Genomic DNA, 26168 nt, shown 5'->3' on the forward strand with positions numbered 1-26168 from the left:
CCGGCGTCAGAACGAGTAGCGCACCCGCCCATACCAATACGCGCCGTTGCTGCCGATCGGCGAGAGCACGTCGTACGGCAGGTTGCCGAAGTAGGCGATGTCGTCGATGGAGCGGTCCGAGTAGTTGTCGAGAATGTTCTGGCCGCCGACCGCCAGCGTCCACTGCGTGCCCAGGTGGTACTCGGCTTCCAGATCCAGCTGCCATTCCGCGCCGTAGGTCTGGCGTGGCACGAAACCGCCGCCGAAGTCGAACACGCGCGTGGCGCTGCCGTAGCGATTGACCCGGGTCTGCAGGTTCCAGTGTTCGTTGTTCCAGTTGGCGGCCAGCGCGGCGCGCGTGCGTGGTGCGGCATCGGTGAGCGTGTTGCTCTCTTCGACACCGAACAGCACGTAGTCCGGGTCCAGCGCGAGCAGCTGCGCCGGGGTGCCGATGACGTTCTTCAACTCGGTCTTGGCGTAGCTGTAGGTGCCGGTCAGCAGCAGGTCGCCGCCGAAGGCGTACTGGCGCCAGTTGCCGACCAGCTCGGCGCCGCGGGTGCGGGTGTCGGCGGCGTTGAGGAAATAGCTGGCGCTCTGCACGCCGGCAACGGCGAAGTTCTGCTGCACGAAGTCGGTCAGCGTGGTGCCGGTGATGTCTTCGGACAGCGCGATGCGGTCGTCGATATCGATCTGGAAGAAGTCCAGCGACAGGTCGAAGTGATCGCCCAGCTGGCTGGTGAAGCCCAGGCTGTAATTGAGCGACTTTTCCGGCTTCAGGTCGGTGGCACCGAGCGCGCGTGCGATCGGGTTGTTGACCGACAGCAGGCGGCCCTGGGTCAGGCGGCCGGCGGCGTCATAACCGGTGGACGTGGCTTCGTAGCCGATCTGGCTGAGCGAGGGCGCACGCACGTTGTTGGAGACCGCGCCGCGCAGCGCGAACGCCGGGGCGAAGGCGTAGCGCGCGGCCAGCTTGCCGGTCCACTGGCTGCCGAAATCCTGGTAATGCTCGTAACGGCCGGCCAGGTCGGTGGAGAACTTGTCGCCGAACTGGCTGGACACGTTGGCATAGGCGCTGGCCACGTTGCGCGACAGGTCGGCCTCGTCCTGCGGGGTCAGGCCGCCGCCGGCCTGCGAGCCGGTGGGGCGATCGGTGAACGGGCCGGCCGCATAGCTGGCCGGGTCGCCGGCATGGGTGCGGTACTGCTCGCGGCGGAATTCGGCACCGGTGCCGAAGGTGTGGGTGGCGCCGGCCGCATCGAACACGCGGGTCAGATCCAGGTTGCCCACGGTCTGCGCAAAGGCGAAATCGCCGGTCTTGAAGCGGGTAGTGCTGCCTGGGCCGAGCGAGGCGTTGAGCGAGTTGCGCAGCCGGTAGGTGAAGTCGTTGCGGCCGTAGTTGACGCTGGCGTCGTAGTCCCAATTGCCGAGCTGCCCACGCGCGCCGGCGGCGATCTGCAGATCGCGGTTCTCGCCTTCGGAAATCGGGCGGTAGCCGTTGGGATAGATCTCACGCCAGTTGGCGCTACCGTCCGGGTAACGGAAGTAATTGGCGCCTTCGGTGTCACGCTGATTGTAGGTACCGAAGGCGTAGAACTCGCCGGTGGCGCTGAAGGGCACCTTGGTGTTGAGCCAGGCGTTCAGGCCCTTGGTGGCGCCATCGCCGAGCACGTAATTGCGCTTGCCGGCCAGCGCCAGGTTGGCCGGGGTCTGCTCCTCGAACGACGGAATCTGGTCGAAGCCGGCGCGGTTGGTCGCCTCGCGATTCTTCAGCTCCAGGCCGACCTTGAAGAAGCCGCCGTCATCGCCGAGCAGGCTGCCGACCTTGGCGCTGGCGTAGCTGGTCTGGCCATCGGTGACGCGGCGATTGATCGGCTCCACGTCGGTGTTGTAGGCGCCGAAGCTGGCTTCCAGCTCGCCACGCTCCGGGTTGTCGTCCAGGATCACGTTGATGACGCCGGCGATCGCGTCCGAGCCGTACTGCGCGCCGGCACCGTCGCGCAGCACTTCGATGCGCTTGATCGCGTTGATCGGGATGGAATTGAAATCCACCGGCGTGGTGCCCTTGCCGATCTTGCTGTCGGTATTGACCAGCGCCGAGGTGTGGCGGCGCTTGCCGTTGACCAGCACCAGCACCTGGTCGGGCGAGAGCCCACGCAGCTGCGCGGCGCGAATATGGTCGGCACCACCGGAGTTGGACTGGCGCGGGAAGTTGAACGAGGGCAGCAACGCCTGCAGCGCGCTGCCCAGCTCGCCGTTGACCACGCCGGCCTTGCGGATGTCCTCGGCGGTGAGCACGTCCACCGGCACGGTCGATTCCAGCACGGTGCGGTCGCTGGCGCGGGTGCCGGTGACGATCACGGTGTCCAGCGTGGTGGCACCGGGGGCGGCCTGCTGGGCCTGGGCGTTGGCGCTCAACACGGCGGCCACGGCCAGGCCGATAGCCGAAAGGGTGGGGCGGGTCATCTCTCTCTCCTGCGACAGCAACTGCGAACGCGCCGCGCGGACGGCATCCGGCCGGGCAGGGGCGCAAAGGGGGTTCGGATCGTCCACATTCATCCGGATGGAGAGATATTATCGCGTTGTTCAGGCGCGTGCGAGATGGCACAGTGCGCGCACGCCGGCATCAGCTGATGCCGGCCCTGCATGAGCCCGCCCCCGATCCGTCGTAAACGTACCCGTTGTGGAGAAGTCGATGAAGTTGCTGCCGTCCTGCCTGCTTGCCGCCATGCTGGCGCTGTCCGCCTGCGCCACCACCCCCGGCGGCGCGCCGGGCCCGACCACTGCCAGCCTGCAGGGCGATGCGGCGCGGCCGGCGGCGGCGCGCGGCTGGGTGCGCAGCGAACTTTACTTCGGGGTGGGCGAGGAAACCGGCCCGGCCGATCGCCCGCAGACCCGTACCATCGACGAAACCCAATGGCGCGCGTTTCTGGACAAGGAAGTGACCCCGCGCTTTCCCGACGGCCTGACCGTGTTCGACGCTTATGGCCAATGGCTGTTCCGCGGCGCCAAGGAGCCGAACCGGCTGGGCACCAAGGTGCTGGTGATCCTGCACGAGGACACCCCGCAGCGGCGCAACGACATCGAGGCGATCCGCCTGGCCTGGAAGCAGGCCACCGGCCACCAGTCGGTGCTGTGGTCGCGGCAGGCGGTGGAGGTGTCGTTCTGAGTCTGGCGACCATGCGGCTTGAACATCTGCACCGGCTCCGCGTGAGCGCTGCGCGCAAGCTGCTGTTCGCCGCACTGGGTGGGCTGTCGTTTGCGTGCTTTGCACGCGACACCAGCGTGCAGGTGACGCTGGACGCAAACACACAGGCGACCGCCACACTGGTCGGCGCGCGCCTGCATGTGGTGTTGGGCCCGGGCGGCAAGGAGCAATGGTTCGACGCGAACCTGGACGAGGGCGAAGGCGGCGCTGGTGTGGACAGCGACGACTACAACTTCGACGGACATGCGGATCTGGCGGTGTCGGCGATGCTCGGCCAGGTCAACGAAGCGGTGCTGGTCTTTGTGTTCGATCCGGCGTAACGGCGCTTTCGTGCGCTGACCGCGCCCACGCGCCCGGCAGTGCAGTGCGAAAGCTTCTTCAATCTGACGCCCGACAGGCAGCAGCGCAGCCTGACCAGCTCCTGCCGCAGCGGGCCGATGTGGTACGCCGATGTGTATCGCTACGCGGCCGATGGGCGGTTGTATGTGGCCAGGACGCAGCAGCCGATCGCCTCGCCCGACATCCAGACCTTGCTGGATCCAGGCACCGGCGATGGCATGCCGCTCTCGGTGTGGCCCAGCTACGACGCGCGCGGGGCGAAGGTTTCAAGCGAGATCGGCACCACCCTGGACGCGCCGATGCCGGTACAACTGCGCGTGCAGGTGGCGCGTCTGCCGCTCTACGCCACCCCTACGGCGACCGGCACCAAGCGCTATCTGGTGCAAGGCGATCGGGCCGGCGCGCTGGATGTCAGCGCCGATGCCACGCGCGTGCAGGTGCGCTATCGCAGTGCCGGCCGTGGCGACATCGTCGGCTGGATCGAGGTTGCTGCGGCGATGAAGTAGGGCCGTTCCGCCACGCAGCCGCCTGGCATGGAACAGACCGGCGCAATCGCGGCGACACGCTCTGATCCACCGCGCCGCTGTCGCGCGTGCGGAGCAGCGGCTACCATCGGTCGATCCCCACGCTTCCTGGCTCCCATGTCGGCCCCTTCCTCGCGTACTGCGGCATCGCCGCGCTGGTTCGTCGCCGGCGACCTCAATGGCTTCTTCGGCCTGGTCGTCGACAATCTCTCCATCCTCGGCTTCATCGCGATGGCATTGGTCGGAATGTTCCAGTTCCCGGCCGAGGTGGTGTTCGGGCGCATGTTTCCCGGCACCGCGTTCGGCGTGCTGGTGGGCAACCTGCTCTACACCTTGATGGCGCGGCGGCTGGCTGCACGCACCGGGCGCGACGACGTCACCGCGATGCCGCTGGGCCTGGATGCGCCGACCAGCATCGGCATGGCGCTGTTGGTGCTTGGCCCGGCATTCGTCGGCTTCAAGGCACAGGGGCTGGACCCGCAGGCGGCTGCCATCGCCACCTGGAAACTCGGCATGGCCGCGTTGGTGGTGATGGGCCTGCTCAAGCTGGTGCTGTCGTTCGTTGGCGAGGCGGTCACGCGCGCGCTGCCGCGCGCGGCCTTGCTGGGTTCCATCGCCGGCATCGCGCTGGTGTTGATGGGCCTGCTGCCGCTGCTGGAAACCCTGCGTTCGCCAGTGGCTGGCTTCGTCACCCTGGGTTTGTTGCTGTACGTGCTGCTGGCCAAGGGCCGGTTGCCGACCAAGTTGCCCGGCGTGCTGGTGGCATTCGTGATCGGCACTGCGTTGTATTACGGGCTGGGACTGGCCGGCCTGGGCGCACCGGGCTTCGCGGTGCCGGAATGGACGCCGCCGCAGATCGTGTTGCCGCTGCCGAACCTGGGCTTCATCGACGGCCTGCCCGCCACGCTGGCGTACCTGCCGCTGCTGCTGCCGTTCGGCCTGTTGATGGTGGTAGGCGGCATCAATGTCAGCGAGAGCGCACGCGCCGCGGGCGATGACTACCGCACCCGCGACATCCTGCTGGTGGAAGCCTTGGCGACGCTGGTCGCAGGCGTCTGCGGCGGGGTGGCGCAGACCACGCCCTACATCGGCCAGCCGGCCTACAAGCATATGGGCGCGCGCTCCGGTTACACGCTGCTGACCGGCCTGTTCGTCGGCATCGGCGGCATGCTCGGTGTGATCTCCGGCTTGGTGCAATGGCTGCCGCTGGCGGTGCTGGCACCGATCATCGTGTACGTGTCGATCGACATCACCACGCAGGCGTTCCAGGCCACGCCCAGGCAGCATGCCGGTGCGATGGTGCTGGGCTTTCTGCCATCAGTGGCCTACCTGCTGACCATCAAGGCACCAGGCTGGATCGCGCCGGATCAACTGGTCGCACTCACCACCAAACTCGATGGGCATGGCCTGCCGGAGCTGGCGGTGATCTTCGCGTTGGGCAATGGCTTCATCATCACCGCGATGCTGTGGATCGCCGCCGTGGCGGCGATGATCGATGGCCGCCTGCGACGCGGCGCGGTGTTCCTGCTGGTGGCCGCGGGGCTGACGCTGTTCGGTCTGATCCATTCGGTGGACCCGCGCGGCGGCATCTATCTGCCGTGGTCGCTGCACGGCCTGGCGCGTGTGATCAGCTGGCAGTTCGTGGGTGCCTATGTCGCGCTGGCGGTGACTCTGCTGCTGCTCTCGCTGCTGCCCGCACGCAAGGAGGCAGTGCAATGACAGCCTGCTCCAGCGTGTTGCGGGTGGCTATCGGCGGCGCGCTGTTGTTTGGCGCCGGCGGTGCCTGGGCGGCGTCGTTCGATTGCAAGCAGGCCGGCACGGCGGTCGAAAAACGGCTGTGCGCGGTGCCGGCGCTGGGCAATCTGGACGATCAGCTGGACGAGTCCTATCGGGCGCTGCTGGACACCACGCCGCGTAGCGCGGTCGCGGGCGTGCGTGATCAGCAACGCGCCTGGCTGCGGCAGCGCAATGCCTGCGCGCAGGACGCCAAGCCGGACGACTGCCTGCAACGCACATTGAAGGCCAGGGCCGATGTGCTGGCCAAGGCGCTGACTGTGCAGCAACAGGCGCTGGATCGCATCATCGCCTTGATTCCCACTGCGCCTGCCGACGCCGCGCGCCAGTTGCAGGGCTACGACACGCCGCTGGCTTCGGCGTGGCTGGCGTATCTGCATCAGTTTGTCCCCGCCGCGGGCGTGGATGCGAAGCTGGCGAGTGCGCGGTTTGAAAGTGCGCGCAAGGCGCTGCGCAAGGTCGACGACTTCGCCGCATCCTTGCTCGACGATGTGGATGGCATGCCCGCCATGCAGGCGCAGGAACGCGTGCTGACATTGCTGCGGATGTGGATCGAACGCGACAACAGCGATCATCGTCCTTACGTGCATTGCTTCATCTTTGCTGCAGTGGGCGAGCCGGCGTATGAGGCGTTCGGGTCGCTGTATGGCTCGACACGCGATGGGTTCGCGCCGATCTGCGAGCCGCCGGGCGGTCTGTTTGCATTGGCCAGCTGGAAGCAGCTGGATGCCGGCTTCGACGGGTTGATCGAGGCCCTGAGCAAGGACGCCGGCACCATTCGCTACGCCAGTTACGCCGAGTGGAAAATCATCGCGTTACGCGCGTCGGTATCGCCATTGCTGTACCTGACCCCGGCATTGCGCAAGCGCTACGGCGAGGATCCGGACAAGGCGATTGCCGCCTGGACCGGGGAAGACAGCGACTGGCCGGCGGCACAGCGCAAGGCCGTGCGCGCGTTACTGCCGAAGGTGCGCGCCGACACGGCCGCATGGCTGGTGCGCGAGAAGCGCCTGCCTGCGAAGCAGGCCGAGCAGGCGGCCGCCGCCATCGTGGCGGCCTGGGTGAACGCGCGGCTGGATTTCGCAAGCTGAGAGCGGCGGAGACAGCCACTCGCGGCCATCGGGCGGGCGGTGTTGTCGTTTGATGCGGCAACGCTGGGCGTTCTGGTTCGAGCGTTGGCGATGTGGGTGAGCGAGAGTCAAAGCCAGAGCTAGAGCTAGAGCTAGAGCCAGAGCCAGAGCCAGAGCCAGAGCCAGAGCCAGAGCCAGAGCCAGAGCCAGAGCATGTGATCTGCGGATGGCTGCGGGGCCCTTGCCCGCCCACCCTCGCGGGACACGCCGCAAGTACATCCCTGTAGGACCTTACGCGGCATCCATGCCGCGTAAGGTCCCGCGACGGTGAGCGGGCAAGGACCAGTGGAGATGGTCTGTGTGCACGGTAAGAGCAGTGCGTGATGCGCGTTGTTCGATACTCGACGTCCGACACACGCGCGACAAGCGGCTTTTCACGAGATTGCTTTTGGTGCTGTGCTCCAAAGGACTGGACGACGCCGATGTATCAGCTGCAGAGCGGCTGATCTGCCGCTTGGCTGCAGGGCCCTTGCCCGCCCACCCTCGCAGGACACGCCGCAAGTACGTCCGTGTAGGCTCTTACGCGGCATCCATGCCGCGTAAGGTCCCGCGACGGTGGGCCGGCAAGGACCAGTCGGGATGGTCGGTGTGCATGGTGCAAGCAATGCACGATGCATCTTGTTCGGATGATCTGCCGGGTGGCTGCGGGGCCCTTGCCCGCCCACCATCGCAGGACACGCCGCAAGTACGTCCATGTAGGCTCTTACGCGGCATCCATGCCGCGTAAGGTCCCGCGACGGTGGGCCGGCAAGGACCTGTCGAGATGGTCGGTGTGCATGGTTGCAAGCGGTGCATGGCATCCGCTGGTCGGAGTGGTGTGCGTCGACCAGCGCCTGAGCACGCCACCGCAAGCCGAGCGACAGGCAGGCTTTTAACAAAGCAGTCGACCAACTTCCTGGTGCGGTGTCCTTGCCGGTTGCGGGACTCTTGGCGGCATGGATGCCGCCAAGGAGCCTCCACGGACGGATTCACGGCGTGTCCCGCAAGCGGTGAGGGCATCGCGCCCCTCGATCACTGAGTTGTGACTGCATCGGACTTCGCTGCGCGCGTGATCGGTTCGCAATGAGGAGGGTGGTCACGCGTATGTCGTTGCCAGTTCTAGCGCTGCAGCCAGCGTTTCCTGCCAGAGACAGGCATCCTCGCGGCCAATCGCTCTTGTGCGATGCACATGGTCTGCTTGATCGCGTCATCGCCGCACATCGATGGAACCACCGCGATATCTGGTTGTCACACCATGGATGTCGTCGATGTAAGGAGTTTCACGATGCAATCCAAGTCTTCGCGTTGGCCGTGGCTGCTGGCGGTGCCGGTGGTGGCTGGCGCCGCCTGGTGGCTATTCAGCGGGTCACCCACGGCGCCGGGCACGTTGCCTGCGCCGATCAGCCAGACCGCCAGCGCCGTGGCAGCGGCGGTGACCCCCGCGCCGCCGGCACCGGCCGGGCCGCGCCATCCGGTGCAGCAGCCCTCGGCCGATGCCGCCGATGCCGCGATTCCTGCGCTGGCACAGAGCGATGCCGCTGCGTGGCAGGCCTTGCTGGAACTGGTGCAGGACGATGGCGCCTTGTCGATCGTGCTGCGCAAGCACCTGATCGAACGCGTGGTGGTGATGATCGACAATCTCACCCAGCCCAGCATCAGCCGTCGCGCCTCGGTGCTGCAGCCGGTGGCGGGCGAGTTGGCAGTGTCCGATGCCAGCGGCAGTGTGGTGATCGATCAGGCCAATGCGGCGCGGTATGCGCCTTACGTGGCGGCGTTCACCCAGGTGGATGCGCAGGCGCTGGTGCGCAGTTATGTGCGTTTCTATCCGCTGTTCCAGCAGGCCTACGCCGATCTTGGTGCGCCGGACCGCTACTTCAACGACCGCGTGATCGACGTGATCGATCATCTGCTGCGCACGCCCGACCCGGTACGGCCGATCAAGGTGCAGCGCGACGAGCGTGGCCGTTATCGTTTTGTCGATCCCGCGTTGGAGTCGCTGTCGGTCGGTCAAAAGGCGCTGCTGCGGTTGGGGCCAGCGCAAGCGGCTGCAGTGAAGGCACAGTTGCAGCGGATCCGGACGGCGTTGCTGCAGGGACGCTGACGCGGCGTGGGATGACGTGAGGAGAAGGCCGCCCGAATGCGGCCCTGCATGCATGGATGCAGCGTCGTGCGCCAGCCCAGCAGGGAAACAACGCAACTTCGGCGGCACGCGGTGCATCACGCGCCGCCATCGCTTACGCCGCATCCAGCTCCGGATAGTGGCGGAAGATGCCGTTGGTATTGAACGCCACGCGTCGTTCGGAGGCGAGATAGCCGGCGATGCGTGGGCGGGCGGCCACGCGCTGTTGCAGCGCTTTCAGGCCTGGCAGCTCGGCTGACAGCGTCTTCATGCGCTTGGGGAACATGTATTCCAGCCCGCTGATCAGCTGGAACAACGACAGATCCACATAGGAATGCGTGCCCAGCACATGCGTGCCGCCGGCCTGTTGCAGCACCTGCTCGAAGTAGCCCAGGAACTTGGGCAGGCGGTTGTCGCGTAGATCCTTGGCGCGCTTTGCTGCCTCGGCTTTCTGGTCTTCGTAATACAGGCCGGTGGCGATCGGATGATGGCTGTCGTGCACCTCGGCCACCAGGTCGGCGATGGTCAGCTGCAACTGCAATGCCTGGATGCGCTGTGCGTCCGAGTTCGGCACCAGCTGCAGTTGCGGTCCGATGACATGCAGGATGGCCGCCACCTGCGCAACCACCGTGTCGCCGGCCTTGAGGAAGGGTGGTGCGAATGGCTGCGCGCCGGCCTGGTGGCCTTCCAGAAAGGCATTCATCACCTCATCGCCTTCGACACGCGCCACGTCGGTGTAGTCGGCGCCGGCGTCTTCCAGTGCGAGCCGGACGAATTCGCCACGGCCCTGCAGACCGGTCCAGTAATAGAGCTGATAGTGCATGCGCTGCTCCGCGATCGATGGCGCTACAGCGTAGAAACCGCGCGGCTAGGCGGGCGTGAGCGAAGCGTCAGCGGGCTGTGACCCGGTGCCGTCGTGCGGCTGCGCCAGCAGCCAGGCCAGCTTGCGCGCGCGCGGTTGCTGCTTGAGCTGCCACTCTGCGCGCGAGGCGGCGGCGCGGTCCGCATACGGATGGCTGGCAAGCAGCTCCAGCGGTGGGTTTGCGCGGGTATAGCGCGCGCCGGTCCCGCGCTGATGCGCCTGGAAGCGCCGCTCCAGATCGTTGGTGATGCCGGCGTAATAGCTGCCGTTGCGACATAGCAGCAGATAGAGGTGCCAGGGCTTGGGTGCATCCATGGGCCCATTATCGCCATTGGCCTGGTGTCATGCAGCAAAGATCTTGGCGAGCGCTGGGCACGGGTGGTCGACACGCGGCGGCGCGTGAGTGAATAACCACCTAAACATTGGTTATTTGACGCTCGCGGCCGCTGCAAACAGCATGCGCTACTGCATTGCAGCGCCGTGTCGGCCTGCACTGCGGACGGGTCGTCGTGCATGCATGGCGCTGGCCAATTCGCAAGAAATCTCCCCACGCTGCTGCACGACAGCCGACGCCACGAAAGGACGTACATGCCTGCGCGACACCGGACCCCTGCAAGGATCCTCGCTGCTTCGAGATGGTTGGCCAGGCCGCAGGTGCTTGCTTGGAGTCTGGTGTGGGCATGTGCGCCGGTGCTGGCCGATGAAGTGGGCGAGGCTGCTGCGACACCGGAGCACGGCGCGCAGACCCTGGGCGCGGTCACCGTGACCGCCACGCGTCGCGAAACCACCTTGCAGCATGTGCCGGTGGCGGTGTCCGTCGTGCAGGGCGAGACGCTGGAGCGCGAAAACCGTAACAGCGTGGCCGACCTGCCGGCGCTGGTGCCCAGCCTGAGCTTTCGCAACGGTGCCTCCAACAAGGACACCTCGTTGTTCCTGCGTGGCGTGGGCACCATCTCCACCTCGCCAGGGGTCGAGCCCAGCGTGGCGACGGTGATCGACGGCGTGGTGCTGGGGCGTCCGGGCCAGGCCACGCTGGACCTGCTCGATGTCGAGCGCATCGAGGTCCTGCGCGGGCCGCAGGGCACCTTGTTCGGCAAGAACGCCTCCGCCGGCGTGCTCAATATCGTCAGCAGGCCGGCGCCGGAGCTGTTCGGCGGCTATGTGGATTACTCGCACTTCGGTGGCGGCGACGAAGACCGCGTGCGTGCCAGTGTCGGCGGCACGCTGGTGCCGGAGCTGCTCAAGGCCAGCGTGTCGGCAGTGTGGGCCGAGTACGGCGGCAACGTGCGCAATGTGGCCGACGGCCAGACCGTCAATGGCTACCGGCGCGCCGGCGCGCGCTTGCGGCTGGACCTGAGCCCGAACCCTGACTTGAACGCGACGTTGCTCGCTGACTACCTGCAATCGCACAGCGACGCGCCCAGCGGTGTGGTGGTGGACAGCACGCGTGCCGACTTCGCCGCGGCGCTGGCACCGGTCGTCGCCAGGGACGACAACCGGCAGATCAACAGCGATTACCGCACGTATCTGGACGACATCAACAAGGGCGCCTCGCTGCAGCTGGACCAGCAACTCGGCGATGCGCTGCTGACCTCGATCAGCGCATGGCGGCAATGGGACAACACCCAGTTCCAGGATGGCGATCGCACCGCGCAACGCAGCGCGGCGTTCCCGTCCTCGCACGACCGTGGCGACCTGGGCTACACGCAGTATTCGCAGGAAGTGCGCATCCAGACCCCGCGCGATCGTGCGGTGGAGGCGGTCGCCGGGCTGTATTACCTGCATGCGCGTAACGACGAAACCTACCGCCGCACGGTGACGACGCCCACCGCCAGCAATGTGGGCGTGGCCGATTACGCCACGCGCGCGGAAACCTATGCCGCCTTCGGCGAGGCCACCTGGCATTGGCGCCCGGATCTGCGTGCGCTATTGGGCGCACGCTTCACACGTGACACGCTCGACTACCGGCATCAGCGCCTGTCCAGCTCGGCAACCGCAGTCACCGGCATCCAGCCGTCCACCGCAAGCAGCGGCAGCACCGCAGAAAACGGCGTGTCCGGCCGCACCGGCCTGCAATACGACTTTGATGCGCGGACCACCGGTTACATCACCTATTCGCGCGGCTACAAGGGCCCGGCCTACAACGTGTTCTTCAACATGCAGCCGCGCGATACGCCGGCGCTGAAACCGGAGACCTCCAATGCCTGGGAGCTGGGCCTGAAGGCGCGCGCCCTGGACGATCGCCTCAGTGCGAACGTGGCGCTGTTCCATACCGAATACGCCAACTACCAGGCCAACTTCTTCGACACCGTGGCCGGGCAGGTGGTGACGCGCCTGATCAACGCCGGGCAGGTGCGTACGCAGGGCCTGGAACTGGATCTGGACTACCGGCCCACCGAGCGGCTCAGCCTGGCCGCCTCGCTGGCCTACACGCAGGCGCGCATCCAGCGGTTTGCCTGCCCCACCGCAGCGGCGGCCAATTGCAATGTCGATGGCCGGCCGTTGCCGTTTTCGCCGGACTGGAAGGGCAATCTGCGCGCCGGTTACCGGGTGCCGCTGCGCGGCAGCCTGGCACTGGAATTCAACGGAGACGTGAGCTGGCAGGACAGCGTGCAGTACGACCTCAGCCAGACCCCGCAGACCATCCAGGGCCCGTATGCGATCTGGAATGCCAGCATCGCACTGGCCGACGATGTGCATGGCTGGCGGGTGGCGGTGCTCGGCCGCAATCTCGGCGACCGCTCATACGCCCCGTTGCTGGCCAATGCCACCGGCAACGTGTTCCGGCTGGTGCCGCGCGACGACCAGCGCTATGTCGGGCTGCAACTGCACAAGGATTTTTGACGATGTCCGTGATGTTTGTTGATGCTGATTCGAGCAATGCAGGCGCACCGCACGGTGGGCTGCGATGAGCGCTGCACGACAGCTCTCGCTCGGTGCGTTCCTGATGGCCACCGGCCATCACGTGGCCGCATGGCGGCACCCGCATGCCAGTGCCGACCCGCTGGTGTTCGACCATTATCGCGAGATGGTGCGCATCGCCGAAGCCGCCAAGTTCGATGCGGTGTTCGTCGCCGACAGCCTGGCTGCGGCCGGTGGGCCGGTGGCGTCGCGGATGGCGCGCTCCAGCCTGTTCGAACCGCTCACGCTGCTGAGCGCGTTGGCGGTGGTGAGCGAGCGCATCGGCCTGATCGCCACCATGACCACCAGCTACAACGAGCCGTATCACGTGGCGCGCAAGTTCGCCTCGCTGGATCATCTGTCCGGTGGGCGTGCCGGCTGGAATCTGGTCACCTCCGATGCCGCCGACGAAGCATTGAACTTCAACCGCGACGCGCATTACGTGCATGCCGAGCGTTATGCGCGGGCGCGCGAATTCCAGCAGGTGGTCGCGGGGCTGTGGGACAGCTGGGACGACGATGCCTTCATCGCCGACACCGCTGCAGGCGTGCACTACGATCCGGCGCGGCTGCATGTGCTGGATCATCGCGGCGCGCACTTCCAGGTCCGCGGCCCGCTCAACATCGCACGCGCGCCGCAGGGGCATCCGGTGCTGGTGCAGGCCGGCTCGTCCGAGCCCGGGCGCGCGCTGGCTGCGGAAACCGCCGAGGTGGTGTTCACCGCGCAATCGTCGCTGGCCAAGGCGCAGGCGTTCTATGCCGACATCAAGGGGCGGCTGGAACAGTTCGGGCGCGCGCGCGATGCGTTGAAGGTGATGCCGGGTGTGTTCATCGTGGTCGGGCAGAGCCAGGCCGAGGCGCAGGACAAGTTCGCGCAGTTCCAGGAGCTGGTGGAGCCGGAGGTCGGCATCGCGCTGCTGTCGCGCATGCTGGGCAACTTCGATCTGTCCGGCTATCCCCCCGATGGCCCGTTGCCGGAGCTGCCGCTCACCGAAACCGGCCAGCGCAGCCGCCAGCAGTTGTTTACCGAGCTGGCCGGACAGGAGCAACTGAGCATTGCCCAGCTCGGTCGGCGCATCGCAGGCGGACGCGGGCATTACAGCCTGATCGGCACGCCGACACAGATTGCCGACGAGCTGCAGGCCTGGTTCGAAGGCGAGGCCGCGGACGGTTTCAACGTGCTGGTGCCGCATCTGCCCGGCGGCCTGGCCGATGTGGCCACGCACGTGGTGCCCGAGCTGCAGCGGCGTGGACTGTTCCGGCGTGAATATGCAGGACGCACCCTGCGCGATCATCTGGGGCTGGCACGCCCCATCAATCGCTTCAGCGCACGCTGACTCACCGGATACCCTGATGACCTATCTCGCACATCCCGATCGTTACGACCGCATCGCCTACCGCCGTGTCGGCCGCAGCGGCCTTGTCCTGCCTGCGCTGTCGCTGGGCCTGTGGCACAACTTCGGCGACAGCACACCGATCGACACGCAGCGCGCATTGCTGCGGACCGCCTTCGACCTGGGCATCACCCATTTCGATCTGGCCAACAACTACGGCCCGCCGTATGGCAGCGCGGAAATCAACTTCGGCCGCCTGCTGCGTGAAGACTTCAAGCCGTATCGCGATGAATTGATCCTCTCCACCAAGGCCGGCTGGGACATGTGGCCGGGTCCGTACGGGCAGGGCGGCAGTTCGCGCAAATACCTGCTGTCCAGCCTGGATCAGAGCCTGCAGCGGCTGGGCGTGGACTACGTGGACATCTTCTACTCGCACCGCTTCGATGCGGACACGCCGCTGGAAGAGACCGCCGGCGCATTAGCCAGCGCGGTGCAGCAGGGCAAGGCGCTGTATGTGGGCGTGTCGTCGTATTCGGCGGCGCGCACGCGCGAGATCGCCGCGTTGCTGCGCGAGTGGAAGGTGCCGCTGCTGATCCACCAGCCGGCCTACAACCTGTTCAATCGCTGGGCCGAGCATGAGCTGTTCGATGCGACCGACGACGTCGGCGCGGGGGTGATTGCATTCACGCCACTGGCGCAGGGCCTGTTGACCGGCAAGTACCTCAATGGCGTACCCAGCGATGCGCGCGTGAATCGTCCCGGTGGCGAGTCGCTGCGGCCGGAACATCTGTCCGAGGCCAACCTGCAGCGCGCACGTGGGCTGGATGCGATCGCGCAGCGGCGTGGGCAGAGCCTGGCGCAGCTGGCCCTGGCCTGGGTGCTGCGCGACCCGCGGGTGAGCTCGGCATTGCTGGGCGCCAGCCGCCCGGAGCAGTTGATCGAAAACGTCGCGGCCTTGCAGACGCCCGGGTTCAGTGCGGACGAGTTGGCCGAGATCGACCGCTTTGCGGTCGAGGGTGGCGTCAACCTCTGGGAAAAACCGTCCACCGATTGGCAATGAGGAACGCTCCGATGCGCTACCGCTTTTTGATTGCTGCGTTGCTGTTGTCCGGCCTCGCATGGCTGCAACCCGCAGCGGCGGCCGAGCCGGCGCAGCTGCGTATCGGCTATCAGAAAGCGGTGTCCAGCCTGGTGCTGGCCAAGCAGCATCGGTTGCTGGAGCAGCGCTTCCCGCGCACCAGAATCAGCTGGGTCGAGTTTCCGGCCGGCCCGCAGCTGCTGGAAGCCTTGAACGTGGGCAGCATCGACCTGGGCGGTGCGGGCGATATTCCGCCATTGTTCGCGCAGGCCGCCGGTGCCGATCTGCTGTACGTGGGCTGGGTGCCGCCCACGCCCAAGGCCGAGACCATCCTGGTGCCGGCCAGCAGCACGTTGCGGCGCGTGGCCGACCTCAAGGGCAAGCGGGTGGCCTTCCAGAAGGGCTCCAGCGCGCACAACCTGCTGCTGCGGTTGTTGGCCAAGTCCGGCCTGAGCATGCGCGACATCACGCCGTTGTATCTGTCGCCGGCCAACGCACGTGCGGCATTCGCGGCCGGGCAGGTGGATGCCTGGGCGATCTGGGACCCGTGGTATTCGGCATTGACGCTGGATGGCAGCGCACGCCTGCTCGCCAACGGCGAGGGGCTGGGATTGACCGGCGGGTTCTTTCTGTCCTCGCGGCGTTACGCCACCGCGTGGGGTCCGTTCGTGCAGCAGGTGATGCTGCAGCTCAACCAGGCCGATGGCTTGCTGGAGCGCGACCGCGCCGGCAGCATCAAGGTGCTGGCGCAGGTCAGCGGGCTGTCGCCTGCGGTGGTCGAGCGCACGCTGACGCATCGTCCGCCGGCCAGCGTGCAACCGCTCAGCGCCGAGGTCATCAAGGCGCAGCAGGCCACTGCCGATCTGTTCTACGCGCAACGTCTGCTGCCCAAACGCGTGCTGGTGGCCCCGGCGGTATGGCGTGCGCCCGCGGTTGCCGCGGTGCCAGCGGCAGGCAAGCAGGCGGCGGGCAAGTGATGCGTGGAAGCAGGAATACACTCGCACGCAGGAGCGCATGCGCAGGCCAGAACGCGTGCTCAGCATCCGTGAGCGGGCGGGCGCACGCCGTTGTTTCGCTGCATCGCCCAACCAACAAGGCCGTGCGATGAGTCGCCGCTCGCAGCGATTAGGCAACGTGCTGGTGCCCTGGCTAGTGCCGCTGGCCTTGCTGGTGGCCTGGCAGATCGCGGCCTTTAGCGGCTGGTTGCCGCAGCGCATCCTGCCCGCACCGGATGCGGTATTGCGTGCCGCAGTGACGTTGGTGCAAACCGGCGAGTTGTGGCAACACCTGGCCATCAGCAGCTGGCGCGCGGCCGTGGGCCTGGCCATCGGCGGCAGCATCGGGTTTGCGCTGGGCCTGCTCACCGGCGTGTCGCGTATGGCCGAACGCCTGCTCGACAGCACCTTGCAGATGCTGCGCAACGTGCCGCATCTGGCGCTGATTCCGCTGGTGATCCTGTGGTTCGGGATCGACGAGGGCGCCAAGCTGTTCCTGGTGGCGCTGGGCACATTCTTCCCGATCTATCTCAATACCTATCACGGCATCCGCAGCGTGGACCCGGCCTTGATCGAGATGGCGCGCAATTACGGTTTGCGCGGCCCGCAGCTGTTTGTCGATGTGTTGTTGCCCGGCGCATTGCCGTCGATTCTGGTCGGCTTGCGCTTTGCGTTGGGCCTGATGTGGCTGACCCTGATCGTGGCCGAAACCATTTCCGCCAGTTCCGGCATCGGCTATCTGGCCACCAACGCACGCGAGTTTCTGCAGACCGACATCGTGGTGGTGGCCATCGTGCTGTACGCGCTGCTCGGCAAGCTGGCCGATCTGGCCGCACGCGGGCTGGAAGCCTGGTGGCTGGGCTGGCATCCGGCGCAGCAACAGCGTGCGGAGCTGCGCCGGTGAGCGCGGCCGACACCGGCCTGCCGCTGAGCCTGCGCGGCATCGGCAAGCGCTACGGCGACAGCGAGGTCTTGCGTGGCGTCGACCTTGAGATCGCGCCTGGCGCCTGCGTGGCGGTGGTCGGGCGCAGCGGCTGCGGCAAGAGCACCTTGCTGCGCGTGATCGCCGGGCTGGAAGCAGCCGATACCGGCACCGTCGACAGCGGTCATGCAGCGCTGGCTGCGCAGCGCGATGCGGTGCGGCTGATGTTCCAGGACGCGCGGCTGCTGCCGTGGAAGCGCGTGATCGACAACGTGGCGCTGGGCCTGGGGCGTGCCGGGCGTGCGCAGGCACAGGCGGCGCTGGACGCGGTGGGGCTGGGTGCACGCGGTGGCGAGTGGCCGGCGGCGCTGTCAGGCGGTCAACGCCAGCGCGTGGCCCTGGCGCGCGCACTGGTACACCGGCCGCGGCTGCTGTTGCTGGACGAACCGCTGGGCGCACTGGATGCGTTGACGCGCATCGAGATGCAGCAGCTGATCGTGCAGTTGTGGCGGCAGTACGGTTTCACCCTGGTTCTGGTGACCCACGATGTGGCCGAGGCGAGTGCGCTGGCCGATCGCATCGTGCTGATCGAACACGGCCAGATCGGCCTGGATCTGCCGGTGCCGGTGCCGCATCCGCGTGCCCCCGGCGCGCCGGCCCTGGCGGCAATCCAGGCGCAGGTGCTGTCGCGTCTGCTGGGGGCGTCGCACGTGCCGGCGCCAGCGGCTGCGGAGAATCCTGCTGCGGCGCCTGCATCGCAGCCGCTGCGGCGGATCGTGTAACGACGTGTCCGTCGGCCTGGGGTGGTCCAGGCCAGTGGGCGAACCCACACCGCCCAGCCCAGGCGCCACCGCGTGTGAGCCGGTCCGGCTGTCCCGCATCGGCACCTGCGCAGCCGCCAAACCTTGAAACCCCGCACGGCAGCCGCATCTGCACGGTATCGTCGGCGTCGCCGGCCACCAGTTCAGAGGATTATCCCCATGCGGATGGACAAGCTCACCTCGCGGTTCCAGCAGGCGCTGGCCGACGCGCAGTCGCTGGCCGTGGGCCGCGACCACAACATCATCGAGCCGGTGCACGTGCTCGCCGCCTTGCTCGACCAGAGTGGCGGCAGCACACGCCCGCTGCTGTCGCAGGCCGGCGTCAACGTGCCGCTGCTGCGCGAGCGGCTGGGCGAGGCGCTGGACACGCTGCCCAAGGTCTCCGGGCAGGAAGGCAACCTGTCGATCGGCAACGATCTCAACCGCCTGCTCAACCAGACCGACAAGCTGGCCCAGCAACATGGCGACGCCTTCATCGCCAGCGAGTGGTTCGTGCTGGCCGCCGCCGATGATGCCAGCCCGCTGGGCGTGGCCTTGCGCGCGGCCGGCGGCGACAAGAAGAAGATCGAAGCCGCCATCGACAAGCTGCGCGGCGGCGAGACCGTGCAATCGGAAAATGCCGAGGAACAACGCCAGGCGCTGGAAAAATACACCATCGACCTGACCGCACGTGCGGAGAGCGGCAAGCTCGATCCGGTGATCGGCCGCGACGAAGAAATCCGCCGCACCATTCAGGTGTTGCAGCGGCGCACCAAGAACAACCCGGTGCTGATCGGCGAACCCGGCGTGGGCAAGACCGCCATTGTCGAAGGCCTGGCGCAACGCATCATCAACGGCGAAGTGCCCGAAGGCCTGCGCGGCAAGCGCGTGCTGTCGCTGGACATGGGCGCGCTGATCGCTGGCGCCAAGTTCCGCGGCGAGTTCGAAGAGCGGCTAAAGGCGGTGCTCAGCGACCTGTCCAAGAACGAAGGCCAGATCATCCTGTTCATCGACGAGCTGCACACCATGGTCGGCGCCGGCAAGGCCGATGGCGCGATGGACGCCGGCAACATGCTCAAGCCGGCGCTGGCGCGCGGCGAGCTGCATTGCATCGGCGCCACCACGCTGGACGAATACCGCAAGTACATCGAAAAGGACGCGGCGCTGGAGCGGCGCTTCCAGAAGGTGTTCGTGGGCGAACCGACGGTGGAAGACACCATCGCGATCCTGCGTGGGCTGAAGGAGCGCTACGCGGTGCATCACGGCGTGGAAATCACCGACCCGGCGATCGTTGCCGCCGCCACCTTGTCCAACCGCTACATCACCGACCGCCAGCTGCCGGACAAGGCGATCGATCTGATGGACGAAGCGGCATCGCGCATCCGCATGGAGATCGACTCCAAGCCGGAGGAACTCGATCGCCTGGAGCGCCGCCTGATCCAGCTCAAGATCCAGCGCGAGATGCTGAAGAAGGAAAAGGACGACGCCTCGCGTCAGCGCCTGGCCGATCTGGAAACCGACATCGACAAGCTCGAGCGCGAGTTCTACGACCTCAACGAGTTGTGGAAGTCGGAAAAGGCCGCGCTGCAGGGCACCACCAAGGTCAAGGAGCAGATCGAGCACGCCAAGCTGGAGCTGGAAGCCGCGCAACGGCGCCAGGACTACGCCAAGATGAGCGAGATCCAGTACGGCGTGCTGCCGCAGCTGGAAAAGCAGATGGCGCTGGCCAACGAGGTCGAACATCACGACTTCAAGCTGGTGCAGGACCGCGTGACCGCCGAGGAAATCGCCGAGGTGGTGTCGCGCTGGACCGGTATCCCAGTCAACAAGATGCTCGAGGGCGAACGCGACAAGCTGCTGCGCATGGAAGACGAGCTGCACCAGCGCGTGGTCGGCCAGAACGAGGCGATCAAGGTCGTCTCCGACGCGGTGCGGCGTTCGCGCGCCGGCCTGTCCGATCCCAATCGCCCGAGCGGCTCGTTCCTGTTCCTGGGCCCGACCGGCGTGGGCAAGACCGAGTTGTGCAAGGCGCTGGCGGACTTCCTGTTCGACAGCACCGAGGCGATGATCCGCATCGACATGAGCGAGTTCATGGAGAAGCACTCGGTCTCGCGGTTGATCGGCGCGCCTCCAGGCTATGTGGGCTATGAGGAAGGCGGCTATCTGACCGAGGCGGTGCGGCGGCGCCCGTATTCGCTGATCCTGCTGGACGAGGTGGAAAAGGCGCATGCCGATGTCTTCAACATCCTGCTGCAGGTGCTCGACGACGGCCGCCTGACCGATGGCCAAGGCCGCACGGTGGACTTCCGCAACACCGTCATCGTGATGACCTCCAACCTGGGCTCGCACCAGATCCAGGAGCTGTCCGGCGACGGCAGTGCCGAGGCCTATACGCAGATGAAGGCAGCGGTGATGGGCGTGGTGCAAGCGCATTTCCGCCCGGAGTTCATCAACCGGCTCGACGACATCGTGGTGTTCCATCCGCTGGACAAGGCGCAGATCAAGTCGATCGCGCGCATCCAGTTGCATGGGCTGGAAAAACGCCTGTCCGAGCGCGGCCTCAAGCTGGACCTGGACGATGCCGCGCTGGAATTACTCGGCAATGTCGGTTTTGATCCGGTGTATGGCGCGCGCCCGCTCAAGCGTGCGATCCAGTCGCAGGCGGAAAACCCGCTGGCCCAGCAGATCCTGTCCGGCCAGTACCTCTGCGGCGACACCGTGCGCGTGCGTGCCGAGGGTGGGCGGCTGGTGTTTGGCAAGGGCTGAGTGAGTAAGGATCGTCCCGCAGAATGCGGGACGATCCGCTGACGTCGGGCAACGTGTTCGGATGGTGTTCCGGGGCAAGCAGTCTCCCGGTACTATCGGGCCAGAGACCCACGGAAGAAACACAGATGCGCATGGCTGATCTGATCATCGGTATCGTCATGTGGACAGGCTCGGCAGTTGCGGGCCACGCCGCCCAATCACCGGATTTCGTGGCTGCCGTCGATGCCTATGAAGCAAAGGACTATTCGCGCTGCGCGGAGATTTTAGGCTCGCTGCAACGCGCTTCCATCCCGTTTCCACAAAATGCGCAGCTGTTGCAGGTGGAGTGTCTTGCGGCAGCTGGCCGCACCGATGAAGCGTTGCGTTATCTCGATTCGGAGATTCCGCACGGTCGTATCTCTGTCGAAGACCTGCGTGGTAAAGATCGTCCCGGACTCAATCGACTACGCAAGACCGAGGCGTGGCCAGCGTTGTTGGCGAAGGCAGAGCGTCTTGGTGCGCAGCAAAATGCTTTTTTGGATCAAGCGCTGCGACAGGAACTGCTGGCGCGTGTCGAAAAAGACCAGCAGGTCCGTCGCGCCGCGATTGCTGCCGGCGGAAAGCCGGAAGATTGGGCACGCATCGCACCGGTCGATCGCGATAACACCGCATGGTTGAAGCAAGTCGTCGCACGCCAAGGCTGGCCAGGCAATGAACTGGTTGGAGAGGACGGCGCAGAGGCCGCGTGGATACTGGTACAGCATGCCGATGCAGATCCGACGTTTCAGGCGCAGATGTTGCCGTTGCTGGAAGCGGCGCTTTCCCGCAGAGATGTAGCGGCAGACCATGTTGCGTTGCTGACTGATCGCGTGTTGCGTGCACAAGGCAAACCGCAGCGTTACGGAACGCAGTTTGAGACCGAAGCAGACGGGCACATGTCGCTGCAACCTACCGAGGACGAAGCGGGACTCGATGCGCGGCGGCGCGCAGTGGGGTTGCCGTCCATTGCCGATTACAAGCGGATGCTGCAAGAGACGTATCACACGCCAGTGCGTTGATCGTCGCGCACTGGGTACGCAATCGCGTAGTCAAACCGGGCGTCAACGGAACTAACCGCTGGCGATGTCGTCATGGCGTGCTGGCATGAGGTGCGGGCCGGTAGCCGGGTATTGTCGAATGTCCTGTCCGAGCGAGCCGCGCCATGACCGATCCGCAGTGGAAGCCCGAAACCATCGCCGTGCACGGCGGCTACCAGCCCGATCCCACCACGCGGGCGGTGGCGGTGCCGATCTACCAGACCGTCGCCTACGCCTTCGACGATACCCAGCATGGCGCGGACCTGTTCGACCTCAAGGTGCAGGGCAATATCTACAGCCGCATCATGAACCCAACCAACGCCGTGCTGGAGCAGCGCGTGGCTGCGCTGGAAGGCGGCATCGGTGCATTGGCGCTGGCCTCCGGGCAGGCTGCGGTGACCTATGCGATCCAGACCATCGCCGAGGCCGGCGACAACATCGTCTCCTCCAGTGCGTTGTATGGCGGCACCTACAATCTGTTCGCGCATACCTTGCCGCAGTTCGGCATCAGCACGCGCTTTGCCGATTATCGCGATCCGCAGGCGTTTGCCGGCTTGATCGATGAACGTACCAAGGCGGTGTTCGTGGAGTCGATCGGCAATCCGCGCGGCAACATCACCGATATCGAGGCCGTGGCCGCGGTGGCGCATGCGCATGGCGTGCCGCTGATCGTGGACAACACCGTGGCCACGCCGTCGCTGCTGCGGCCGATCGACTTCGGCGCCGACATCGTGGTGCACTCGCTGACCAAGTATCTGGGCGGCCATGGCAACAGCATCGGCGGGGCGATCGTGGACAGCGGGCGCTTCCCGTGGGCGGCGCACAAACAGCGGTTTGCACGGCTCAACGAGCCGGACGTGAGCTATCACGGCGTGGTCTACACCGAAGCGCTCGGCGAGGCGGCGTACATCGGCCGTGCGCGCGTGGTGCCGCTGCGCAATACCGGCGCGGCGCTGTCGCCGTTCAACGCATTCCTGATCCTGCAAGGCATCGAAACGCTGCCGTTGCGAATGGAGCGCATCAATGCCAACACGCTGGCGATTGCGACGTATCTGCAACAGCACCCGCGGGTTGCCTGGGTCAATTACGCCGCGCTGCCGGATCATCCGGAGCATGCGTTGGCGCAGAAGTATCTGGGCGGGCATGGCTCGGGCGTGCTGACCTTCGGCCTGCCCGGCGGGCGCGCGGCCGGCGCGCGTTTTCTGGATGCGCTGCAGTTGTTCACGCGGCTGGTGAACATCGGCGATGCGAAGTCGCTGGCAACGCATCCGGCATCGACCACGCACCGTCAGCTGGGCCCGGCCGAACTGGAACATGCCGGGGTCAGCGAAGACACGGTGCGGCTGTCGGTCGGCATCGAGCACATCGACGATCTGCTGCGGATCTGGAGCAGGCGCTGCAGAGGGCGTGAAGTTTTAGAGCCCCTTTCTGGGTTGGAATAGGCGAAGAGCGAGCTGGCCTCCCTCCAACGTGGCGCCAAGGCGCAGCTTGCGTGCCACCGGCGCGTGACTTGGTGCCCCCCGCGCTGGCAGGGCGGGCCGTGGCGCGGAGTGGGGCTTGGGGTGAGCGGTGAGGGGTGAGGGGTGAGGTGTAAGGGTACGGCGAAGCACACTGCCTGTCGGTACTAGCTTCGGTCAGGGCGTCAGCGCGGCCGGGGATCGGCTCTTCGGCTCGGCAGACATCCTGTCTGACTCGCCGTCGCGGCACATCCCTGTGCCGCTCTCCGCCAATCCCCGGCCCCGCTGCCGCCTCGGCACGTTGTTGCCGCGACTTCGAAAAGTGCTGAACGCGGTCATGACGAAGTTACCCGAAGCCCCTCTCCCGTCGGGGAGATGAGGCACAGCTGGCGCGCCATGGCGCGCGTGCCAGGGAGCGCCCGCGCCGCAAGCGCGGGCTGGGGCGCGGAGCGGGGGGTGGGGTGAGGGTACGGGGGCGAAGCCCACTCGCATGTGCGAGATGACGCTCGGTGGCAGGCATGCGGCCATGCCGGTAGTCCCGGCATGCTGCTTCCATCCATGGCATGAGGCTTCGCTCCGTACCCTCATCCGGCGCTGCGCGCCACCTTCTCCCGGTGGGAGAAGGGGTTGGTCCCCCCGGTGCGTGGAGACGCGTTGCGCCTGGCCGCCTGCCGCAGACCTCGGAAGCGCCTCTGGCCAATCCTGCTACCATGCGCGCCCCTGAGGTGACTGCCGGTTTGCCGGTGGTTTAAACGGGAATCCGGTGCGCGGATCGCCTTGGCGAACTGCAATGCCGGAGCTGCCCCCGCAACGGTGGGCGAGGTCAGATGCCGCAACACGCCACTGTGCAGTCGCATGGGAAGGCGCGGCATCGGAGGCGCAGGCTTCCACTCGCGAGCCCGGAGACCGGCCTGAGGGATTGAACCGGCACGCGGTGGGCGTGGCCTTGATCGTCTGGCGCTGCCGCGTTGGACGGCTGGCCCGTTGCTGCCTGCCGTCCCCATTGCCCCCGCGCGGGTAGGCGCGGTTCCAGGAGCAGCAATCGATGTCCGTTTCTTCCGTTTTGCCGCGTCGTGCGGTGCTGGCCGCGGGGCTGTCGCTGTGCGTGGCCACCCTGGCCCATGCCGAGGCCGCCATCGATCTCGACCAGGTCGTGGTCACCGCCTCGCGTACTGCGCAGACCCAGGACCAGACGCTGGCGCCGGTCACCGTGATCGACCGCGCGCAGATCGAGCGTCGCCAGGTGAATTCGCTGCAGGACCTGCTGCGTGGCGAAGCCGGGGTGGCGCTGGCCAACAACGGCGGCCCGGGCAAGCCGACCTCGCTGTTCCTGCGCGGCACCGAGTCCGATCAGGTGGTGGTGCTGATCGATGGTGTGCGCATCGGCTCGGCCACCTCGGGCGGGGCGGCGTTGCAGGATCTGCCGATCGAGCAGATCGAGCGCATCGAGATCGTGCGTGGTCCGTTCTCCAGCCTGTACGGTTCCGAGGCGCTGGGCGGGGTGATCCAGATCTTTACCCGGCGCCCGCAAGGCCGCTTCGTACCCACCTTCAGCGCGGCGGCCGGAAGCGACAATGCGCGCCGCTATAGCGCGGGCCTGGCCGGGCGCAGCGAAGGCGATCTGAGCGAAAGCGGTGGCTGGTATTCGGCCAACGCGGTGCATGACGAAACCGATGGCATCAACGCGTATCTGGACACCAGCTCCAGCGACTACGACCCGGATCGCGATGGCTACCGCAACGATTCGCTGAGCATGCAGGGCGGCTGGCGCTTCAATCGCCAGTGGGACGCCGACGTGCATGCCTTGCGCGCGCAAAGCCGCAACGAATACGACGGCTCGGCCTTCGGCGGCAACCTGTCAAAGGGCGTGCAGCAGGCGGTCGGTGGCCGTGTGCGTTACGCGCCTACCGATGCGGTCAAGCTCACTGCCAGCGTCGGCAGCAGTTCCGACTTCAGCGATGCGTATTACGACGGCGCGTATCTGTCCACCTATGACACCCGCCGCAAGCAGGGCGCATTGCAGGCCGATATCGCTGCCGGCGCGGGCCTGTTCACGGTCGGCTTCGACTGGCAGCGTGACGCCATCGCCAGCAGCGACAATTACGATGCCGACAGCCGCATCGACCGCGCCGCATTCGCGCAGTGGCAACAGAGCTTCGGTGCGCAGTCCTTGCAGGCCAGCCTGCGTCGCAACGACAACAGCCAGTTCGGCGGCAAGACCACCGGCAGCCTGCTGTGGGGCTGGGATGTTGCCGAGCATCTGCGCCTTACCGCCAGCTACGGCACCGCGTTCAAGGCACCCACCTTCAACGAGTTGTATTACCCCGATTTCGGCAATCCGTTGCTGGGGCCGGAAACCTCCAAGAGCGCCGAGCTCGGCCTGCGTGGCAGCTACGGCTGGGGCACCTGGACGCTGAGCGCGTTCCAGACCCGCATCGACGATCTGATCGCCTACGACGCGTCGTTGGTGGATGCGGCGCATCCGTTCGGGCAGCCGAACAATATCGATCAGGCGCGCATCCGCGGCGTGGAAGCCGGCTACGACACCGAGCTGGCCGGCTGGACCGTACGCAGCGCCTTGACCTGGCTGCAGCCGCAGGCCGATGGCGAGGTCAACAACGGCAACTGGTTGCCGCGGCGCGCGCGGCAGAGCGGGCGCATCGATGCGGACCGCAGCTTCGGTGCATTCGGCGTCGGCGCGAGCCTGTTCGGGTCCGGCAAGCGCTTCGACGATCTGGCCAACACCGAGCAGCTGGCCGGTTACGGGTTGCTGGATTTGCGCGTGAGCTATGCCGTGACTGCGGACTGGAAGGTATCGCTCACCGCCAACAACGTGTTCGATCGCCAGTACGAAACCGCACGCTGGTACGCGCAGCCCGGGCGCAATTATCTGCTGACGTTGCGTTATCAGGCCGCGCAGTAAGCGCGGC

16 protein-coding genes, 2 pseudogenes and 1 riboswitch are annotated in these 26168 nt (G+C 66.5%); of the genes and pseudogenes, 15 read left to right on the top strand and 3 right to left on the bottom strand.

Annotation, left to right across the window (positions count from 1 at the left end):
* Positions 1-6 precede the first annotated feature (6 nt).
* Positions 7-2442: a TonB-dependent receptor plug domain-containing protein gene (locus ABQ137_RS11140; protein WP_349782479.1), complete on the bottom strand. Its 2436-nt coding sequence runs from the start codon at positions 2440-2442 to the stop codon at positions 7-9.
* Positions 2443-2671: 229 nt separating this feature from the next.
* Here ABQ137_RS11140 and ABQ137_RS11145 point away from each other — a divergent pair, with 229 nt between their 5' ends.
* The 5 genes and pseudogenes from ABQ137_RS11145 (at position 2672) to ABQ137_RS11165 (ending at position 9051) form a co-directional block, all read left to right on the top strand.
* Positions 2672-3145 (top strand): DUF3574 domain-containing protein, encoded by a 474-nt coding sequence (locus tag ABQ137_RS11145; protein ID WP_024939416.1) that lies wholly within the window; start codon positions 2672-2674, stop codon positions 3143-3145.
* A gap of 11 nt (positions 3146-3156) precedes the next feature.
* A pseudogene (locus ABQ137_RS11150) lies at positions 3157-4029 on the top strand (XAC2610-related protein).
* 135 nt (positions 4030-4164) lie between these two features.
* Entirely contained in the window at positions 4165-5766 is a 1602-nt protein-coding gene (locus tag ABQ137_RS11155) for a SulP family inorganic anion transporter (protein ID WP_102580633.1), read from the top strand.
* Entirely contained in the window at positions 5763-6932 is a 1170-nt protein-coding gene (locus tag ABQ137_RS11160) for a lysozyme inhibitor LprI family protein (RefSeq protein WP_349782481.1), read from the top strand. Before ABQ137_RS11155 ends, ABQ137_RS11160 begins: the two co-directional genes overlap by 4 nt.
* 1303 nt (positions 6933-8235) lie before the next feature.
* Positions 8236-9051 carry a DUF3014 domain-containing protein gene (locus ABQ137_RS11165; protein WP_349782483.1) on the top strand — a complete coding sequence of 272 codons (816 nt, stop codon included), beginning with the start codon at positions 8236-8238 and terminating at the stop codon, positions 9049-9051.
* Between the two features lie 133 nt (positions 9052-9184).
* On the opposite strand, the gene ABQ137_RS11170 is transcribed toward ABQ137_RS11165, so the two are convergent.
* Both ABQ137_RS11170 and ABQ137_RS11175 read right to left on the bottom strand, forming a co-directional pair.
* Positions 9185-9892 carry a glutathione S-transferase gene (locus ABQ137_RS11170; RefSeq protein WP_349782484.1) on the bottom strand — a complete coding sequence of 236 codons (708 nt, stop codon included), beginning with the start codon at positions 9890-9892 and terminating at the stop codon, positions 9185-9187.
* A gap of 45 nt (positions 9893-9937) precedes the next feature.
* On the bottom strand, positions 9938-10246 hold the full coding sequence (locus tag ABQ137_RS11175) for a GIY-YIG nuclease family protein (protein ID WP_104553566.1): 309 nt from the start codon (positions 10244-10246) through the stop codon (positions 9938-9940).
* Between the two features lie 273 nt (positions 10247-10519).
* On the opposite strand from ABQ137_RS11175, the gene ABQ137_RS11180 reads away from it, so the two are divergent.
* The 10 genes and pseudogenes from ABQ137_RS11180 (at position 10520) to btuB (ending at position 26161) form a co-directional block, all read left to right on the top strand.
* The gene (locus ABQ137_RS11180; RefSeq protein WP_349782485.1) at positions 10520-12775 is read left to right on the top strand and encodes a TonB-dependent receptor; all 2256 of its coding nucleotides are present in this window, start codon (positions 10520-10522) and stop codon (positions 12773-12775) included.
* 64 nt (positions 12776-12839) lie between these two features.
* Positions 12840-14168 carry an LLM class flavin-dependent oxidoreductase gene (locus tag ABQ137_RS11185; protein WP_349782486.1) on the top strand — a complete coding sequence of 443 codons (1329 nt, stop codon included), beginning with the start codon at positions 12840-12842 and terminating at the stop codon, positions 14166-14168.
* A 16-nt stretch (positions 14169-14184) separates the two neighbouring features.
* Positions 14185-15225 carry an L-glyceraldehyde 3-phosphate reductase gene (mgrA, locus tag ABQ137_RS11190; RefSeq protein ID WP_349782487.1) on the top strand — a complete coding sequence of 347 codons (1041 nt, stop codon included), beginning with the start codon at positions 14185-14187 and terminating at the stop codon, positions 15223-15225.
* A gap of 11 nt (positions 15226-15236) precedes the next feature.
* Positions 15237-16220 carry an aliphatic sulfonate ABC transporter substrate-binding protein gene (locus ABQ137_RS11195; protein WP_349782488.1) on the top strand — a complete coding sequence of 328 codons (984 nt, stop codon included), beginning with the start codon at positions 15237-15239 and terminating at the stop codon, positions 16218-16220.
* 127 nt (positions 16221-16347) lie between these two features.
* Entirely contained in the window at positions 16348-17142 is a 795-nt protein-coding gene (gene ssuC, locus ABQ137_RS11200) for an aliphatic sulfonate ABC transporter permease SsuC (protein WP_104568087.1), read from the top strand.
* Positions 17139-17942, top strand: coding sequence for an ATP-binding cassette domain-containing protein (locus ABQ137_RS11205; protein WP_349782489.1), 804 nt, complete (start codon positions 17139-17141; stop codon positions 17940-17942). Before ssuC ends, ABQ137_RS11205 begins: the two co-directional genes overlap by 4 nt.
* 198 nt (positions 17943-18140) lie before the next feature.
* Positions 18141-20726 (top strand): ATP-dependent chaperone ClpB, encoded by a 2586-nt coding sequence (clpB, locus tag ABQ137_RS11210; protein ID WP_349782490.1) that lies wholly within the window; start codon positions 18141-18143, stop codon positions 20724-20726.
* A gap of 125 nt (positions 20727-20851) precedes the next feature.
* The gene (locus ABQ137_RS11215) at positions 20852-21763 is read left to right on the top strand and encodes a DUF6624 domain-containing protein (RefSeq protein ID WP_184608740.1); all 912 of its coding nucleotides are present in this window, start codon (positions 20852-20854) and stop codon (positions 21761-21763) included.
* Between the two features lie 143 nt (positions 21764-21906).
* Positions 21907-23192: pseudogene (locus tag ABQ137_RS11220) on the top strand (O-acetylhomoserine aminocarboxypropyltransferase/cysteine synthase family protein).
* A gap of 752 nt (positions 23193-23944) precedes the next feature.
* Positions 23945-24167: riboswitch (cobalamin riboswitch) on the top strand.
* Between the two features lie 116 nt (positions 24168-24283).
* Positions 24284-26161, top strand: coding sequence for a TonB-dependent vitamin B12 receptor (gene btuB, locus ABQ137_RS11225; protein WP_184608744.1), 1878 nt, complete (start codon positions 24284-24286; stop codon positions 26159-26161).
* The last annotated feature ends 7 nt before the right edge of the window (positions 26162-26168 follow it).

The sequence above is a fragment of the Xanthomonas sp. WHRI 8393 genome (genome assembly GCF_040203315.1).
Taxonomy (GTDB): Bacteria; Pseudomonadota; Gammaproteobacteria; order Xanthomonadales; family Xanthomonadaceae; genus Xanthomonas; species Xanthomonas arboricola.

Excerpts from the sequence above, each read along its gene's own strand:
- clpB (WP_349782490.1), top strand. The coding sequence starts at position 18,141 with ATGCGGATGGACAAGCTCACCTCGCGGTTCCAGCAGGCGCTGGCCGAC.
- ABQ137_RS11175 (WP_104553566.1), bottom strand. The coding sequence starts at position 10,246 with ATGGATGCACCCAAGCCCTGGCACCTCTATCTGCTGCTATGTCGCAAC.
- btuB (WP_184608744.1), top strand. The coding sequence starts at position 24,284 with ATGTCCGTTTCTTCCGTTTTGCCGCGTCGTGCGGTGCTGGCCGCGGGG.
- ABQ137_RS11160 (WP_349782481.1), top strand. The coding sequence starts at position 5,763 with ATGACAGCCTGCTCCAGCGTGTTGCGGGTGGCTATCGGCGGCGCGCTG.
- ABQ137_RS11170 (WP_349782484.1), bottom strand. The coding sequence starts at position 9,892 with ATGCACTATCAGCTCTATTACTGGACCGGTCTGCAGGGCCGTGGCGAA.
- ABQ137_RS11145 (WP_024939416.1), top strand. The coding sequence starts at position 2,672 with ATGAAGTTGCTGCCGTCCTGCCTGCTTGCCGCCATGCTGGCGCTGTCC.
- ABQ137_RS11155 (WP_102580633.1), top strand. The coding sequence starts at position 4,165 with ATGTCGGCCCCTTCCTCGCGTACTGCGGCATCGCCGCGCTGGTTCGTC.
- ABQ137_RS11185 (WP_349782486.1), top strand. The coding sequence starts at position 12,840 with ATGAGCGCTGCACGACAGCTCTCGCTCGGTGCGTTCCTGATGGCCACC.
- ABQ137_RS11195 (WP_349782488.1), top strand. The coding sequence starts at position 15,237 with ATGCGCTACCGCTTTTTGATTGCTGCGTTGCTGTTGTCCGGCCTCGCA.
- ABQ137_RS11215 (WP_184608740.1), top strand. The coding sequence starts at position 20,852 with ATGCGCATGGCTGATCTGATCATCGGTATCGTCATGTGGACAGGCTCG.
- mgrA (WP_349782487.1), top strand. The coding sequence starts at position 14,185 with ATGACCTATCTCGCACATCCCGATCGTTACGACCGCATCGCCTACCGC.
- ABQ137_RS11165 (WP_349782483.1), top strand. The coding sequence starts at position 8,236 with ATGCAATCCAAGTCTTCGCGTTGGCCGTGGCTGCTGGCGGTGCCGGTG.
- ABQ137_RS11140 (WP_349782479.1), bottom strand. The coding sequence starts at position 2,442 with ATGACCCGCCCCACCCTTTCGGCTATCGGCCTGGCCGTGGCCGCCGTG.
- ssuC (WP_104568087.1), top strand. The coding sequence starts at position 16,348 with ATGAGTCGCCGCTCGCAGCGATTAGGCAACGTGCTGGTGCCCTGGCTA.
- ABQ137_RS11180 (WP_349782485.1), top strand. The coding sequence starts at position 10,520 with ATGCCTGCGCGACACCGGACCCCTGCAAGGATCCTCGCTGCTTCGAGA.